This is a genomic window from Candidatus Tisiphia endosymbiont of Metellina segmentata (genome assembly GCF_964030715.1).
GTDB lineage: Bacteria > Pseudomonadota > Alphaproteobacteria > Rickettsiales > Rickettsiaceae > Tisiphia.
Genome location: NZ_OZ034919.1, coordinates 626717 through 643173, shown reverse-complemented (window position 1 = coordinate 643173; position 16457 = coordinate 626717). Strand labels below are relative to the sequence as shown.

The window sequence follows — 16457 nt, the reverse complement described above, 5'->3', positions numbered from 1 at the left end:
CCTTTATCAGTTAAAAACCCATTTTATACCACTGCGTTAATTATTGCAATTGGTATGACACCATTACCATGCTCATCTGATGATAAACCGGATGTTAGATACTTTTCCTTCGTTCCGGGGATAAATGATCGTGGACCAACCATGCGTGTTGAAACTAATCCAAAAGGTGAACAGCTCTTTGGTATCATGCCAGATTTTGCCAATCTACTTGCAAGTCGTAACAATAACCTTATCATTGATGAAGTCTTATTTGAAGATGCTTGCCTCAAATCTTATATAAAAAGCTTGAATGGCTATATTGTCTATTTTGTTGGAGTTTTTTGTGATCTTTCAGTGATGCAGGAGCGAGAAATTTTACGCTGTGATCGTGCTATAGGTTTATCTAATGACCAAATAGATAGAGTCCACGTAAGGTAGCCTGCGAGAATATGATTTAACAGTTGATACTACGAGCAAGTCACCTTTTGAGATTGCCAAGCAAATTCTGATTTTTGTAGAGGAGAATCCTGCACCACAAGGTTTTATAACTATGCATGAGAGATTACAGTTATGACGCTTCCCTTAAAACCTTTTTATTTTTTACGTCATGGTGAAACAGATTGGAATCGACACCATATTTATACCAATTGTAATAATTAACACGGTGTATTTATCCAGTCTCTATACATAATTGATTTTACTAAATCTACATTATGAGCAAATTGATTCCAAGCGTAACAAGCCATAGTGACGATATCTTCATATACACCATAACAATGTACTTTAAAAACAGTCTACAATACTATGCACCGCCTTGGTTTTAGCTGGATTACTTCTCGTTCAATGCATCCAAAGTCAAATCAAGAGACTCAAAATACATATAAAAAAACTTCCCAGACATGCTAACAGAATTATTACCAAAAAATATCGATAGATGTAAAGTTGATATATGGTCTCAGGATGAAACTCGAGTTGGGCAACAAGGTAGCTTAACTCGTATATGGGCTAAGCGTGGCACTAGACCCCGTAAAGTTCGGCAACAGCAATTCATTTCAACATATATTTATGGAGCTGCTTGCCATGATACAGGAGAAGCTTTTGCATTAATTTTACCATATGCAAATACACAGGCAATGAATAAATTCTTAGAAGACCTTTCTCGCAGTATTCAAGGCAACCGACATATAGCTTTACTAACGGATAATGCAGGTTGGCACACAGCCAAAAAACTAACTGTGCCAAGCAATATCACTTTGATACCGCTTCCGCCCTATGCACCGGAACTTAATGCAATGGAACAAGTTTGGGCATGGATCAAAAATCATTTCTTGTCTAACCAATGTTATGGTGTATATGAAGATATCGTCACTATGGCTTGTTACGCTTGGAATCAATTTGCTCATAATGTAGATTTAGTAAAATCAATTATGTATAGAGACTGGATAAATACACCGTGTTAATTATTGCAATTGGTATAATATCAAAATTCGTTACTGTGCAATGGAGGACCTCTCTTGCATGTTGCCTCTCATGGAACAACTTGGGTATAAGGCATCAGAGGATAGAAAAATTGATCATTATTATGAAGTTATAGCCAAGAAAAAATAAGATAAACCTTGTTACAGGATATGTTATGAATATTCATTTTGAAAAAGCTAACTCAATGATAGGTAAGCCACTAGTTTGACTAGTGAGACCATCAAGGCTTGGCCTTTAGATTTAGTATAAAATAAAAAGTTATCATATATAATACCAATTGCAATAATTAACGCAGTGGTGTAAAATGGGTTTTTAACTGATAAAGGTACTCAAATGGCTAGGTTAATATTACCGCAAGGTTTTCATGGTCATGATTTTATAAAAATGATGAAACATGAGCCGCATGGTCGAAATCGTATACGTTTATTGGCGATGTATTACCTTCAATTAGGCAAATCTTTTAAAGCCATATCTGAAATAGTGAAGTCACACTGGAAAACTGTGCAATCATGGCTCAGAAGATTTAGGAATCATGGTTTTGAAGGATTATTTGAATCACAAAGAAGCGGTGCCCCTAGGAAGATTAACACTATACAAGAGTCTGCTCTTTTTGATAAAATCAATACGCTCAGTGAAAGTAAAACTGGTGGGTATATAACTGGAAAGGAGCTACATATCATGTTACTTGAGGAATATGGTGCTAAATGTACTTTAAAAACAGTCTACAATACTATGCACCGCCTTGGTTTTAGCTGGATTACTTCTCGTTCAATGCATCCAAAGTCAAATCAAGAGACTCAAAATACATATAAAAAAACTTCCCAGACATGCTAACAGAATTATTACCAAAAAATATCGATAGATGTAAAGTTGATATATGGTCTCAGGATGAAACTCGAGTTGGGCAACAAGGTAGCTTAACTCGTATATGGGCTAAGCGTGGCACTAGACCCCGTAAAGTTCGGCAACAGCAATTCATTTCAACATATATTTATGGAGCTGCTTGCCATGATACAGGAGAAGCTTTTGCATTAATTTTACCATATGCAAATACACAGGCAATGAATAAATTCTTAGAAGACCTTTCTCGCAGTATTCAAGGCAACCGACATATAGCTTTACTAACGGATAATGCAGGTTGGCACACAGCCAAAAAACTAACTGTGCCAAGCAATATCACTTTGATACCGCTTCCGCCCTATGCACCGGAACTTAATGCAATGGAACAAGTTTGGGAATGGATCAAAAATCATTTCTTGTCTAACCAATGTTATGGTGTATATGAAGATATCGTCACTATGGCTTGTTACGCTTGGAATCAATTTGCTCATAATGTAGATTTAGTAAAATCAATTATGTATAGAGACTGGATAAATACACCGTGTTAATTATTGCAATTGGTATAACTTCTTTGGCTTGACGGTCAAAGGAGAAAATATATGACAACATACGAAAGTTTAAATCATTCTAAATGGGATTGCAAATATCATATTGTGTTTATTCCAAAGTGTCGTAAAAAAGAATTGTACGGGAAGGTTAGAAAATATCTTGGGAACGTATTCCATGAGTTAGCTTTTCAACGTGGGAGAAAGATCATAGAGGGGCATATGGTACAAGATCATGTGCATATGCTCATCAAGATTCCTCCTAAATATTCTGTAGCTGAAGTAATAGGCTATATCAAGGGGAAAAGTGCTATAGCCGTTGCTAGGCAGTTTGGTGGACGAAAACGTAATTTTAATGGAGAAAAGTTGTGGGCTAGAGGTTATGCGGTCTCAACTGTAGGATTTGAAGAGAATCAGATCAAACACTACATTAAGAATCAAGAGCAACTTGATAGTTTAGGCTCTGACGAATCAGGAGAATTTTAATTAACAATGGCAGCCCTTTGGGCTGCTCATAACCGTCAAGCCCCTCGCTTTGCGAGGGCGTTCTGACTGTAACTAATAGTTATTAGTTTTATAATAATTATGTATTACTTTAGAACATAATTCTGCAAAATTTTGCTCAATTGTTGGTGTATTAAAATACATACTAAGGCTCATAAACCTACTAAGGGTTTCTATTATAATTTTTTTTGCTTTCTCCGGTGATTTAGTTTCTAGAGTTTGTATATTATGAGTTCGATCAAATAATTTAATCAATGCCACATCATATTTTTCTTGTTGAAGTAATATATCTAATGTTTCCGCCGAGCTAATCTTTCCGTGAGGCTTGTTCCTGCTTAAGTCTTCTACTTGACTAGCAACCTGCTTCCCAAAGATATAGGCAATCATCTTTTCGGTAAGTTCTGTATCTTCGATGGTATCATGTAGTATGCTGGTAACAATAATGTCAGTGCGGAAAAGATAATCAGAAATCATATATGCTACCTCTAGTGGATGGGAGTAATAAGGCTCGCCTGACTGCCGCATTTGGCTACCATGATATTTCTTGGCGTAATATATTGCTTTTTTAACTTCGTTAATATCTATTGGTCGATTTACTTCCTCATTCATCTTACGTAATTTGTCCAGTAACCTAGTAGCATATTGACAAGGTGCATACTTTGAGTTGTTCCAATAATTAATTTCTTCTTCTTCCATAAAAAACCCTAAATATTTTTATATTCAATTTATAGGTTAAACTAAAATATAAATTATTACTAAGGATTTTTTATCTATTTTTACAAAAGATGAATATTTTTGCATTTTGTTGTTGTATAAATAGACAGCTACTTCCTTTATATTCACATATCCTATAAATCGTTGTGTAAACTGTAAATGACTAGACAAAAAAGTACCAGTAAAATTTCTATTGTTATAGAACTCTTGCTAGAAAAAACTAGAGTAATATTTTAATAAGGTTGCCTTGGTGTAAATTGTTATATATTTATTATTTATTTCAGAGTATTAATAGTTTATTTTCTAATTTTACCTATACACCTGAGTTCGATATAGGAGATCAGTTTAATAGTCTCGGTGTTGCTACGGCGGGGACTAAAAATAGCCTGAAAGGCTATTAAGTATCATGGATTCCTGCTATAAGTCAGAACGCCCTCGCAAAGCGAGGGGCTTGACGGTTATGAGCAGCCCAAAGGGCTGCCATTGTTAATTAAAATTCTCCTGATTCGTCAGAGCCTAAACTATCAAGTTGCTCTTGATTCTTAATGTAGTGTTTGATCTGATTCTCTTCAAATCCTACAGTTGAGACCGCATAACCTCTAGCCCACAACTTTTCTCCATTAAAATTACGTTTTCGTCCACCAAACTGCCTAGCAACGGCTATAGCACTTTTCCCCTTGATATAGCCTATTACTTCAGCTACAGAATATTTAGGAGGAATCTTGATGAGCATATGCACATGATCTTGTACCATATGCCCCTCTATGATCTTTCTCCCACGTTGAAAAGCTAACTCATGGAATACGTTCCCAAGATATTTTCTAACCTTCCCGTACAATTCTTTTTTACGACACTTTGAAATAAACACAATATGATATTTGCAATCCCATTTAGAATGATTTAAACTTTCGTATGTTGTCATATATTTTCTCCTTTGACCGTCAAGCCAAAGAAGTTATATATGATAACTTTTTATTTTATACTAAATCTAAAGGCCAAGCCTTGATGGTCTCACTAGTCAAACTAGTGGCTTACCTATCATTGAGTTAGGAATGACATCACTTTTGCAGGGGGAATAATTATTCTTATATCGAACTCAGGTTCAGGTTATACTAAATCTAAAATGAGAATGTAATATATTGCCTGAATTAAAATTTGACGAAAAGCAGTTGCTTTTGCTCAGCAGAATTAAAGAGTTTGCTAAACAAATTGAAGATAAGTCGTTTTTTAGATTCTTTAATAGCAGTTTATTAGCAAAAAAAGCTATATATTTATATGGTAATGTAGGTAATGGTAAAACTGTATTAATGCAACATTTTTTCCAAATATTGCAAATTAAGAAATTAATGGTACATTACCAAAACTTTATGCAATCGGTACATAAAGATATTTATCAGTTGCAAGATAAATCACAATCTAAAAATAATATTATCAAAAGAATTGCTGCAAATTATGCAAAGCAGGCGGAAGTAATATGCATAGATGAGTTTGAAATTAAAGACATAACTGATGCTATGATAATAGGGCCGCTGCTCCTTGAACTCATAAGACATAAGGTGTTTATCTTCATTACTAGTAATATAGAGCCAAAAGATTTGTATAAAGATGGTTTACAAAGAAATTCTTTTTTGCCAATAATTAAAGAGATTTATCAAAAGTTTGAAGTTATGCATTTGGATAGTGATCATGATTATAGATTAGATAAAATTATACACACGACTAATAGACGTATAATATACCCAATTAATGAAGATAATAAGCTTGAGATACAGAATATTATTAGCAAGTTAAATAGTAATAACCGATTAGTTTCTAAGGATATCCTAGTTTTTGGGCGTAAAATATCTTTTAAAATGGCTAGTGAAAAAATATTAGTGATAGATTTTGAAGAGCTATTTGTAAGAGAATTAGGTTATGTTGATTATGTAAATATTTGCCAAAAATTTTCTATCATAATAGTAGAAAATATTCGTATAATAAGTTCTGATAACACAGACTTAGCTGTTAGGTTTATTAATTTTGTTGATAATGCTTATTTTTATAAGGTTGTATTATTCATGACATTACAAGATGAACCTATAAAAATATATCAGAATGGTTTTCGCAAAGGTGAATTTAACAGAACTATTTCAAGATTATATGAGATGAATAGTGATAGCTATGTCAATTAAAAAGGGTAAATTTATTACGTTTGAGGGTGGAGAAGGGTGCGGTAAATCCACCCAAAGTAATATGTTATACCAGTATTTACTATCACAAAATATTTCAGCAGATTTAACACGTGAAGTAGGGGGGACTATTTCTGCGGAGAAGATGCGTGACATTTTAGTTAATCAAGATTTGCTACCTATGTCAGAATTGCTGCAAATCATGGCAGCACGTTATGAACATGTTCATAAAAGGATTATTCCTAAACTAGATTGTGGGATATCAGTTATTTGTGATAGGTTTGTAGATTCTACTGCTTGTTATCAAGGGCAAGATATAGGGATTGATTTAGTTTATGATCTTCATAAGTCTTTAATATCTGATGTGATGCCTGATATTACATTTTTTATTGATATAGATCCAAATATTGCCTTACCAAGGGCATTAGTGCGAGGGAATAATAACAAATTTGAAAGCAAAAATATTGAATTTCATCAAAAAGTCTATGACGGATTTCAATATATATCAGCTAAATTTCCAAATAGAATAGTAAAAATAAATGCCTCAACTCTTAGTGTACAAGAAATTCATGATATAATAGTTGCGATGCTCGTTACAAAGGTTTGGTGAATAAGATGGAAGATAAAATAGAGAAGAAAATAGAGAAAATATGTGTTATTGGTTCTGGAGTAATGGGGCTAGCAATAGCTTCCTTGATAGCTAACTCCTCTCACCAAGTTGTTTTACTAGATGTAGTAAGCAACGACCCTAATGACAGGAATGCAATCCTTACAAAGGCTCTAGAAAATATAGAGAAACAACAACCAGCTCCTTTATCGCATCCAAGTAAATTAGAGTTTATTACCATTGGTAATTTAGAAGATGATCTAAAGCTGATTACAGAATGTGATTTGATCATTGAAGTTATTATTGAAAAAATTGCAATAAAACATCTTCTATATGAGAAGATTCTACCCTACCTAAAAGAAGATGCTATTTTAGCTTCTAATACTTCAACCTTACTTTTAAGGAAATTAAAAGAGCAAATGCCTGATTCTATAAAATCTACCATCAGGTCTAGATTTGTCATTAGTCATTTTTTTAATCCTCCAAGATATATGGAATTACTTGAACTTGTCGTGGATTCAGAGGTTAGCTCAGGGGTTATAGAGAGGATATCAGATTTTCTAACACGAGATTTAGGGAAAACTATTATTAAATGTCACGATACTCCAGGTTTTATAGCAAATCGAGTTGGTTGTTATCTACTTGAGCTGGTTGTTCGTAGTAGCATAGATGAAAATTTAAGCCCAGTAATTATCGATAAAATTTTTACTGATTTATTTAAATTACCAAGTACAGGAATCTTTGGCTTATATGATTTGATAGGTCACGACGTAATGAGATTAATTTCTACATCACTAGTTAATTCCCTACCGAATAATGATGATTATCACCAAGTTTACTTAGCATCTTCTATCCTTGATAAGATGATAGAGAATAACTTGATTGGTCGTAAAGCTTTAGGAGGTTTTTACCGTATATCAAAGATAAATGGCATAAAAACTAAAGAAGTCATAGATTTTACAACTTTAACTTATGCGGCATTTGAAGAGCCAAAGATTGAGTATAGTTCTATTGATCAGTTGTTAAATAGCAACTCTAGCTATGGTAAATTTTTTCATGAGATCCTAGTGAAGTTTTACTTATATATAACATCTTTAATTCCATCGGTTACTGATAATATTTACGATATAGATACAGCTATGAGGCTTGGTTATAGTTGGAAAATTGGTCCTTTTGAGTTGTTAATTAATCACATAGGAGAAGGATTTGAGTGGCTTAAAAAACAAGCAATGCTAATGAATTTAACATTACCGGAATATATCGCTAATAGTTCCTATGAAACTATTGCACTGAGTCAATTTCATTTGACTAGAGTCAGATTAGAAGAAAGTAAGATTTTATTGAAGAATGATTCGGCTCAACTAGTTCTGTATAAAAATAGGTTGGTTTTTACTATTAACACTAAAATGAATTGCCTCAATGAAAATGTTTTTAAACTTTTGTTAGAATCTGTTGATATTGCAGAAAATGAGAAGCAAACACTATATATTATGCCATTAACCAATAATTTTTCAGCTGGTGCTGACTTAAAATTCATTGCTTCCTGTATAAAAAATCAAGATTTTGCTAAATTAGAAGATTTCTTAAAACTTGGTCAAAAAACCATGATAAGGTTAAAATACTCGCATATTAATATTGTTAGCTGTGCTTTAGGTGCTGCGTTAGGTGGGGGCTGTGAAATATTGTTACATTCTGATTTTATTGTAGCTAATCAGGAATTAAATGCTGGTCTTGTTGAGGTATCGGTTGGCTTAGTTCCAAGTTGGGGAGGCATTAAGGAAATGTTTTATCGTGCAAGTAGCAATAAAAGTAAGTTGGTAAAAAATTTAAGAAATATCCTATTACCAAATAAATCAAGTTCTGCTGATTATTTTATAGCTGATTATGATATTACTAACGTGCAAGTAAATATGAATAAACATTTAATACTGCAAGAGGCTTTTGCCTTGGATTTGCCAAAAAAAATAAAGAAAGTAAGCAAGCAAGTTATTTTATCTAAAGTTACTTTAGCTGAAGAATTTGCAGAAACCAATTTTTCAAAGCAGAAGAGTATAGCTGAGTATGATAATTTTCAAGGATGGCTATTGTCAAAGTTTCAAGATATCATTTCCATGCAACAAATTGATGAGCAAAAATTATTGCAATTTGAACGAGAGATGTTTTTAGAACTTGCCAAAAACCCTAGAAAGATTTTTTGTTTTTAGAACAAAGTTTACTATACAATACTATATCTTCCAATGAATTCCAAAAATTATCTCTGCTAGAAGGTGCATAGTACCCTACATTTTTCTATAATCGTCATAGCAAGGCTCTTTAGATGCCGTGGCGATCCAGGTAAACAGCGAAGCTGTTTTTTTAGAGTAACGCTTCGCGTATCCTGTATTGTGCCGCGTCGCCGCTTGCAGCGGCTTCTCGCAATGATGCTCGGAAGACCCCTTAACAGTAGTGAAATAAAAATGTAGGGTACTATGGTGGCAAACTAGGTTCACAGAACCTAGCAAAATTCTCAATAAACTTAATATAATCACAAATTTTTTTATTAAAAACACTTTGCATATTATAATATCTATTGTATTATATAAAAATACACATCTCTAAAATTAAAGAGAATTCCTATGTACCCATAAAATTAGACCAAGAGAATGTTATATCCAAGAATAGTAGGATAAAATAACAATAGACTTCCTTCGAAACTCTACTTCTGCTGGTGATTTGGACAATGATGCGGCACTCGAATCCGTAACGGAATTAGAGTACGCTGCGGTTCGAGGTGAAGCGTCTCCTTCAAATCCCTCAGCACAAGCGAGTTTCGAAAGAGCAATTATCTTTTATCTAAATTTTATAAAAATAGATAAATATTATTTAATAACAAAAACACGTTTTTGTTGAATAAGTTTATGGCACACTTCAAGTAACTTACGCATACAAGCAACTATCGCAACTTTCTTAGGTTTAAAATTATTAACAAGCCTATCATATAAAATTTTTAAATATTGGAAACCATTCTTACCAGCTAATACTGCCATGTATAAAGCATCTCTAGGTATTTTCCTGCCTCCTCGAATAAATCTTCGTCCTTGCTTATTACCACTATCACGAGCATATGGAGCTATACCAACAATTGATGACAATTCATTGCTACTATAATTTTTATCCCCTAATTCAGGTACAAAACTAATTAGTTTTGTAGCTAAACATTTACCAATACACGTCAATTCGGGATAAGGTTATAATTTAGAGGGAAGTTGAGATTGCAATTTATAGAAGGTTTATTTTTCTTAAGAGAATAGGCAACTAGTGTAGAAAGTATATGAACAAAAGCATTTATAGGTGATCTGTGTCTAGTATGCTCAAGGTTCATTTTGTTCTTTAAATAATCAAAAACTGTTTCAATTAAATTACGTTTTCTTAGCATAATCTTCTCCTTTAAATCCATTAATTTATTTGGCATATTTTTCTTAATCCCATGTACCATTTTTAATCCTCTTTCATATAAACTGACAAATAAGTTTTGCTTAATATATCCTTTATCTGCATACATAACTCCAGTTAAACCATCTGTTAACTCAGGTACTGGAATCCTATCATCAACGTTTCCTTTAGTCATTTTTAATGCTATAAATTGTCCTTTTTCATTAATAATTAAGTGTAACTTGAACCCATAAAAATAACCCATCGATGATTTGCTATGTTTTGCTAGCCCCTTAAATATTTTATTACTATATCGCCTTTTATTATGGCAAGCCTTGATTGTCGTTGCATCAATAAAATAACTACCTGTTTCCTCGCCAAATAACAAATGCATAAGAATATTAAGTGGGACAAACAATCTAGGCATTAACTCGACAAAACGGTTATAGCTCAATGCTTTTGGGAAATCACCTTTGTGGATATATTCTATACAAGTCTTATAAAAATATTTAAAGTTTTTAGCATAAGAAGTATGATACATTACCATGATTGTCATAATCTCGCTTAAACTCATATCACAACGGCGATTCCTTTGTTTTTCTGTTGGTAATAATTTCTTTTTTTCGTATTCATAGTAAATTTTACAAAAATCGTCTATAAAACTATATAATTCTGTGATATCTTTTTTCATGCCTGTGTTTATTTCTTTTTCCACAAAAACATTTATCACAGGCATTAACTCCTTGCAACTCTTATATCTACACTATTCTTTCTTATCCCTTATCCCTTATCCCGAATCGACGTAATACCAGGTACAGTCTCTAATATTTTTACCTTCTCTTTTAACTCTTCTGACTCATCTATTGTTTTGTTTAACTTTTTATCAAGCTCAGCTATTTCATTCTGTAAAAATTTAATGAGCTTTTCTATACTCTCTTTATCAATACCATCAATGCTATGATGTAGTCTTTTCTTTTCATTGCTAAGCATTAATACTAAATCTTCTCGTCTTTGTTGACATCTCTTCAAAGTCTCTGATTCAACTTGATATATATAATTCGCTGAAAGCTGCATCTTATCCGCATAATATGCTAATTTAAATGCATCCTTCCTATCAGTTTTACACAAATTCACCGATTTACTAAAAGAATTAAAACTATATGTATTGACCTTATGTATTTGTTGGTTATTATTATCCAGCTTTTGACAAATCTCAGCTTCGTATCCTCCAGTAGGTTCACATATTATTAGCTTAATCTCTTGCTCTTTTGCTAATTTAATCATCTCTTCATGACCAGCTGCATCATTGGCAAAACGATGATATTTAGGTTTATCTCTTGTATTATATACACATATATCAAGCCAGTTTTTACTTACGTCTAGACCTATTATTTTATTCATGATATAATCTCCTTCTTCTTATTGTGCAAGGCTGCTCTTTTTAAGACCACCTTCTGCAATTTGTTCAAGGTAAACTACCAAAAAGAGGGTACTTATTCTCTTAGCGACTATTTTAGTCAAGGTCTATTCAAGTCACCCTCTTTAATTACTTATAACACATTCTTAAGATATAAGGTCTATTACTAAGTAATAAACAATCAAAAAAGTATACTTGAATATGCTCTTCTGCTTTGAAGAATTGGTTCTTGCAAATACTATCGGGTAATTCACGTACTGCTTACGTTCGTTCACCCCTTGTTTGTTGTCTCCATTCTCCAAAGTATTTGAGTATACCTGATGAATTTCAAGAGTTGGCTAGGCGTACGAGTGGCAAAGCGAACGGAGCGTAGTCAAACTATTGTTCCTACGCGAAGTCCCATCGTGCCACAACGCCAACACTTGAAAGGCGAAGGGTATATACCAATCGAGTATTCGAATGTATAGCTTATCTCGTGGAAGGCAATAAAAGGAGGAATGAAATGATTCAACTATTAGCAATTTCTTCAAGTATTTTAATCATTATTGAAATGCTATTGATAGTAATTTGTATTAAGTGGTTATATAGTATTAGGCTGGCATGTACCAATATTTGGCTTATGAGTCAGGATTTCTCAAATAGTTTCATTACAGCCAAAGAAGAAGTAATTTTGTTACATAAAGAATTAAAAGAGATAACCACTCTAACTACCAAGAAAGAACAGCATATTTTGCACATGACCATTCATTTAGATGAAGTAGAAATGGGCGTAAAAATGTTACTTGATGAGTTTAGGAGAATTAGCATACCCAAAGAGAATAGTGCATTACAGAAGATACTGGAAAAAACAGTCTTGCACAAATAAGATGAAGGCAATATTATATTAAAATGCAGATTACAGCAAATTATCTATATCAAACTGAATCAGAAACTTTGAAGAGATATCAACAAAGGTTAGAAGATTTAGTACTAATACTTAACAATGAAAAAGAGAGATTACATCATAGCATTGATGGTATAGATAAAGATAGTATAGAAAAACACATTAAATTTTTACAAGATGAAATAGATGAGTTTGATGCAAAATTGGGTGAAGTAATAGGTGGATTAGTAGAACTAGAAGATAAGGTAAAGATATTAGAGACTGTACCTTTATTGATAACTACCCCAATTCAGGATAAGAATTAGTTAATTCTTATCCCGAATTCGCATGTAACTAGTATACTCGAATGATTTGAAGAACGGGAACAACAACAGACACGGGGTGATTGAACGTAGTATACTTTTCTGCTCCTACGAATTGTTTTTTGAAAATATCAGGAACTCGCGTACTCATGTACTAAATGTACACCTAGTTCGCTTGCCTATTATACTCGATGAAAATCAAGAATTGTGTCGTCATTATCCAATATCTGCGGTGTGCACATACTATATGTCACACTGACTGAACAAAAAGGTTAGGTTGGTTGCACAAAGTGTAACTTAAACAATTTTATGATTAAGAAATCAAAAAATTGCTTAGAACGACTATAAGCTTGTTTAATTGATCTTATACCTAACTGTAGTACAGAATAACTCCTACATCCTAGCATTTTCTTCATTTTTATCGGTTGCTCTTGCTCTCCAATTGCTCCTATTTTTATTGCCATTGCATAATAGAGTATCACAGATTTTTTTGTATTCAATCTAAAATACTCCATTTACTAGCTCTTTCAATCATTCCATCTCTTTTGTCCAGTAGTGTGACTATATGTACGCTCCGCTCGCTCCTCGACTTGGTAATTCCCGCTACTATCATGATTTTGATTCTATCAACTCTTCATTTACAAGCAGTATATATAGGCTTCGCTCCATCGTTCCTGCTATCCAATTCTCCTGAATTGACTATAAATTAGGACTCTACCTTTTCTATAGTAATGGTTGAATCTGGCAGCTTAGTGATTTTTTCAATCTTTAAGCGAGCGGCTTGTAGTTTCTTTTCACAGTGATCTTTTAGTAAGACCCCTCTTTCAAAACTATTAATTGATGAATCTAAACTTTCCTCTCCCGTATCAATTTTTTTTACAATTTCTTTTAGTTCAGCTAAGGCAGCTTCAAAGCTCATATTTTCAATAGATTTTAAGTCTAGCATAATAATTTACCTCCTTCAAATTTACTTATGCTGTGAAGTATACTCGGTGAACTTCAAGAATTGGCGTTGTCGTGTCTAAAGATATCCGCTGCTCCGTTACTCATGTACGCTACGCTGCTCGACTTTGACACTCCTAGCTCTTCTTGAAGTTATACTATCCGTCTACCAACTCTTCATTTACGAGCAGTATATGTCCTCAGCCTTGCCTAATTGTGCAGCATAAGTACCCTTAAGTATTTTTATCGTATTTCCAAAATGAATGGCTGCTTCGTCTACTATTAAATTTTTAACCCATGTGTTAAAGGTTAGATACCACAACTGTTGAAAGTTAAAAAATCGTCTATTAGAGAAGCACCGTTAGGCACTGTGGCAATCTTCATGGTAGTCAAGACTCCTTTACAAGATTGCCACGTCGCCGCTTGCAACGATTCCTCGTAATGAAGGTTTAAGTCTTACAACAGCACTTCGCTAATAGACGATTTTTAACTTTCAACAGTTGTGGGTTGGATACCCAAAATTGCTATAATTTTTTATATACTCTAGAATAGAAAATCAAGAATTGCGTTGTCATTATCCAAGATTTTAGCGGTACTCACGTACTTCATATACTCTGCTCACCTCTTGTTTGTTGTCCCCATTCTCCAAATCATTTGAGTATATATATTAGTTCCTAATATACTTTCTATCTAGCTCGTTATATAGTCTATAAATTGCAATTTCTCGATCTTTAATCTTTTTACTAGCAATTTTTAGTAATCTTTCTGATGACTTTTCAGTTAATTGGATTGATGAATGTAGCTGTTCAGCAAGCTTCTTCAGTGATTCCTGAATTTCCATAAAAGATTTTTGTAATTGAGCTTTAATAGATACAGAAGAATTCTCAAGCTCATTAAGCTTTACATACACATGTTCTACCAGTTGATTAATTTTATCTTGCAGTAAATTTAATTGTTGTTTGCGTCCCTCTATTAGGTATTTACTAGTCTCATTTATCTTGGCTTGTATTCTGATTTTGGAAGTAACTTCTAAATTCCAAGCTAGTCCAAGTTTGCTCATTACGTATATTATCCATTTATGGACATCAAAATGATACCACTTAGCACCATTGCGATAATCTGATGGGAAGGCATGGTGGAAATTATGCCAGTTTTCACCTAATAAGAACAAAGCCATCCACCAAATATCTCCTGCAGTACCTTTATAATATTGTTTACTACCAACGAAATGACATAGAGAATTAACGCAAAAAGTTGCATGTTGTTGCAGTGCTCTACCAATACCAATAAACAAGAAACCAGCATAGGCAGAGATGATAGTACCACCTATTAAGTAACCTATTAATGCTGGAAATACAATATTCATAAACGCAGCAATTTGCCAATAATATTTTAATTGCCATCTTAGCAATTTGTTTCTACCAAGTTTAACCATAGTAATTCGGTCAATGGACTTATAGCTTCCATCAATGATCATCCACCCAATATGTGACCATAAAAATCCTAAAATTCTATTCTCAAACTTCAAGGGGCTATGCGGATCTTGAGCTTTATCAGTATAAGCATGGTGTTTGAAATGATTAGATGCCCAGGACAACACTGGTCCTTGTAACGTACCAGCTGACATCATAACAAGAATAAATTCCACCACCTTATTTGTTTTAAAGGCATGATGTGACCACAGCCTATGCAACCCAACACCAACAGCAATATTAGAACCATAATAGCCAGCTATAAACAAACTTATCTCAAATACACCTATTTTATGGCTAGCATAGTATTTTATACCCAAATATGAAAGTATAATTGGGTATATAATTAGCACAAAGAAAATGGACCAAACGATTCTTTTTAGCATATATCTAATCTTTAAATAAATTAAATGTCCTTAACTCCATAGTTACAATATAACATATTGCAACATATTGCAATATGGAACATATGCAATATTACATTTTACGTTTCCATAATTTGTTAAACATCCGTTGTCCGAAATAGAAACTAATAATACCGGCAAAAATAGCCTGATCGTCTATATTCCATAAAACATCAAGATATTCTACAAGGATCGCCGTACTCTGTATGGTTCTATATTGTACATATTTGATGTAGGCATACATAATAAAAAAACTATAGGCAAGGACAGGGCGAACTGACCCATTCAACGCGTCAACCCAATTAACGCCTGATTTATATGTTGAATATAAAGTATTATTTTCAGCAATGTCTTTTGAAGAATCAAGCTCTGTCAGTAGCTTTGTATGTCCTAGTTTATTGATTTCAATTTGTCGATCTAAAAGATTAAGTGCATGTTTTTTATCATTTTGATCCTTTAGAATTTTTAAAATCTCCGGAATAATTGAGCTAATAAAGCCCGTTATTGAAGCAAGTAGTGTAATCATAAAATGCTCATTAAGTTTTAGTATAATATAATTATAGTAAAGTTTTTCTCTGCACTAATACTCGTCATCCACTTTTTTTAAATATTTTTTTATTAATTCTTTGAATCACATATATACGTCAAATAAGTCACAATAGATAAAAATTTGTAATTTGTTTATCAACTGTTTAAAACCTTCTTGACTCTATAATTATAGTACAATATCCTAAAAATTCCATATAATCCCAAATTATCCCAATTATAACCAAAAATTAGTTATAACTTA

Annotated in this window: 18 protein-coding genes and 1 pseudogene; 11 read left to right on the top strand and 8 right to left on the bottom strand. The window is 33.0% G+C overall.

From position 1 onward, the window contains the following. Positions 1 to 54: 54 nt before the first annotated feature. From AAHM80_RS03445 to tnpA (AAHM80_RS03420), 6 genes and pseudogenes are all read left to right on the top strand, one after another. Positions 55 to 417, top strand: coding sequence for a phosphotransferase-like protein (locus AAHM80_RS03445; RefSeq protein ID WP_342260285.1), 363 nt, complete (start codon positions 55 to 57; stop codon positions 415 to 417). Between the two features lie 351 nt (positions 418 to 768). Next, positions 769 to 885 (top strand): annotated as a pseudogene (locus AAHM80_RS03440) (winged helix-turn-helix domain-containing protein); the annotation flags it as partial. Further along, a complete protein-coding gene (locus AAHM80_RS03435) occupies positions 879 to 1439 on the top strand; it encodes an IS630 family transposase (RefSeq protein WP_342259405.1) in 561 nt (186 codons plus the stop codon). The pseudogene AAHM80_RS03440 and the gene AAHM80_RS03435, both read left to right, overlap by 7 nt. A 352-nt stretch (positions 1440 to 1791) precedes the next feature. Continuing rightward, a complete protein-coding gene (locus tag AAHM80_RS03430) occupies positions 1792 to 2292 on the top strand; it encodes a helix-turn-helix domain-containing protein (RefSeq protein WP_342259385.1) in 501 nt (166 codons plus the stop codon). Further along, positions 2286 to 2846, top strand: coding sequence for an IS630 family transposase (locus AAHM80_RS03425; RefSeq protein WP_342259384.1), 561 nt, complete (start codon positions 2286 to 2288; stop codon positions 2844 to 2846). Before AAHM80_RS03430 ends, AAHM80_RS03425 begins: the two co-directional genes overlap by 7 nt. Before the next feature lie 51 nt (positions 2847 to 2897). Next, a complete protein-coding gene (tnpA, locus tag AAHM80_RS03420) occupies positions 2898 to 3329 on the top strand; it encodes an IS200/IS605 family transposase (protein ID WP_342259383.1) in 432 nt (143 codons plus the stop codon). A gap of 72 nt (positions 3330 to 3401) precedes the next feature. On the opposite strand, the gene AAHM80_RS03415 is transcribed toward tnpA (AAHM80_RS03420), so the two are convergent. Further along, positions 3402 to 4043, bottom strand: coding sequence for an HD domain-containing protein (locus tag AAHM80_RS03415; RefSeq protein WP_342260284.1), 642 nt, complete (start codon positions 4041 to 4043; stop codon positions 3402 to 3404). Positions 4044 to 4551: 508 nt separating this feature from the next. Further along, positions 4552 to 4983, bottom strand: a complete 432-nt coding sequence (tnpA, locus tag AAHM80_RS03410; RefSeq protein ID WP_342259494.1) for an IS200/IS605 family transposase — start codon at positions 4981 to 4983, stop codon at positions 4552 to 4554. Positions 4984 to 5200: 217 nt separating this feature from the next. Between tnpA (AAHM80_RS03410) and zapE the strand changes: the two genes are divergently transcribed. Genes zapE through AAHM80_RS03395 form a run of 3 tightly spaced genes read left to right on the top strand, consistent with a single transcriptional unit; the run spans position 5201 to position 9040 of the window. Next, positions 5201 to 6232: a cell division protein ZapE gene (gene zapE, locus AAHM80_RS03405; protein ID WP_342260283.1), complete on the top strand. Its 1032-nt coding sequence runs from the start codon at positions 5201 to 5203 to the stop codon at positions 6230 to 6232. After that, on the top strand, positions 6222 to 6839 hold the full coding sequence (gene tmk / locus AAHM80_RS03400; RefSeq protein ID WP_341747428.1) for a dTMP kinase: 618 nt from the start codon (positions 6222 to 6224) through the stop codon (positions 6837 to 6839). Before zapE ends, tmk begins: the two co-directional genes overlap by 11 nt. A 17-nt stretch (positions 6840 to 6856) precedes the next feature. Next, positions 6857 to 9040, top strand: coding sequence for a 3-hydroxyacyl-CoA dehydrogenase/enoyl-CoA hydratase family protein (locus AAHM80_RS03395; protein WP_342260415.1), 2184 nt, complete (start codon positions 6857 to 6859; stop codon positions 9038 to 9040). Positions 9041 to 9694: 654 nt separating this feature from the next. On the opposite strand, the gene AAHM80_RS03385 is transcribed toward AAHM80_RS03395, so the two are convergent. The 3 genes from AAHM80_RS03385 to AAHM80_RS03375 all read right to left on the bottom strand — a co-directional run bounded on the left by AAHM80_RS03385 (position 9695) and on the right by AAHM80_RS03375 (position 11648). After that, positions 9695 to 10051: a transposase gene (locus AAHM80_RS03385; protein ID WP_342260282.1), complete on the bottom strand. Its 357-nt coding sequence runs from the start codon at positions 10049 to 10051 to the stop codon at positions 9695 to 9697. After that, entirely contained in the window at positions 10048 to 10938 is an 891-nt protein-coding gene (locus tag AAHM80_RS03380) for an IS982 family transposase (protein ID WP_342260413.1), read from the bottom strand. The genes AAHM80_RS03385 and AAHM80_RS03380 overlap by 4 nt, the downstream gene beginning before the upstream one ends. Positions 10939 to 11027: 89 nt before the next feature. Continuing rightward, entirely contained in the window at positions 11028 to 11648 is a 621-nt protein-coding gene (locus AAHM80_RS03375) for an IS110 family transposase (protein WP_342260281.1), read from the bottom strand. Positions 11649 to 12166: 518 nt separating this feature from the next. Between AAHM80_RS03375 and AAHM80_RS03370 the strand changes: the two genes are divergently transcribed. Both AAHM80_RS03370 and AAHM80_RS03365 read left to right on the top strand, forming a co-directional pair. Next, a complete protein-coding gene (locus tag AAHM80_RS03370; protein WP_341755042.1) occupies positions 12167 to 12529 on the top strand; it encodes a hypothetical protein in 363 nt (120 codons plus the stop codon). 23 nt (positions 12530 to 12552) lie between these two features. Next, on the top strand, positions 12553 to 12852 hold the full coding sequence (locus tag AAHM80_RS03365; RefSeq protein ID WP_341762345.1) for a hypothetical protein: 300 nt from the start codon (positions 12553 to 12555) through the stop codon (positions 12850 to 12852). A gap of 703 nt (positions 12853 to 13555) precedes the next feature. Here the strand turns inward: AAHM80_RS03365 and AAHM80_RS03360 are convergent. From AAHM80_RS03360 to AAHM80_RS03350, 3 genes are all read right to left on the bottom strand, one after another. Beyond that, positions 13556 to 13795: an exodeoxyribonuclease VII small subunit gene (locus AAHM80_RS03360; protein WP_342260280.1), complete on the bottom strand. Its 240-nt coding sequence runs from the start codon at positions 13793 to 13795 to the stop codon at positions 13556 to 13558. 663 nt (positions 13796 to 14458) lie between these two features. After that, positions 14459 to 15649, bottom strand: a complete 1191-nt coding sequence (locus AAHM80_RS03355; RefSeq protein ID WP_342260279.1) for a fatty acid desaturase — start codon at positions 15647 to 15649, stop codon at positions 14459 to 14461. Between the two features lie 91 nt (positions 15650 to 15740). Continuing rightward, positions 15741 to 16193: a hypothetical protein gene (locus tag AAHM80_RS03350; RefSeq protein WP_342260278.1), complete on the bottom strand. Its 453-nt coding sequence runs from the start codon at positions 16191 to 16193 to the stop codon at positions 15741 to 15743. Positions 16194 to 16457: the final 264 nt, after the last annotated feature.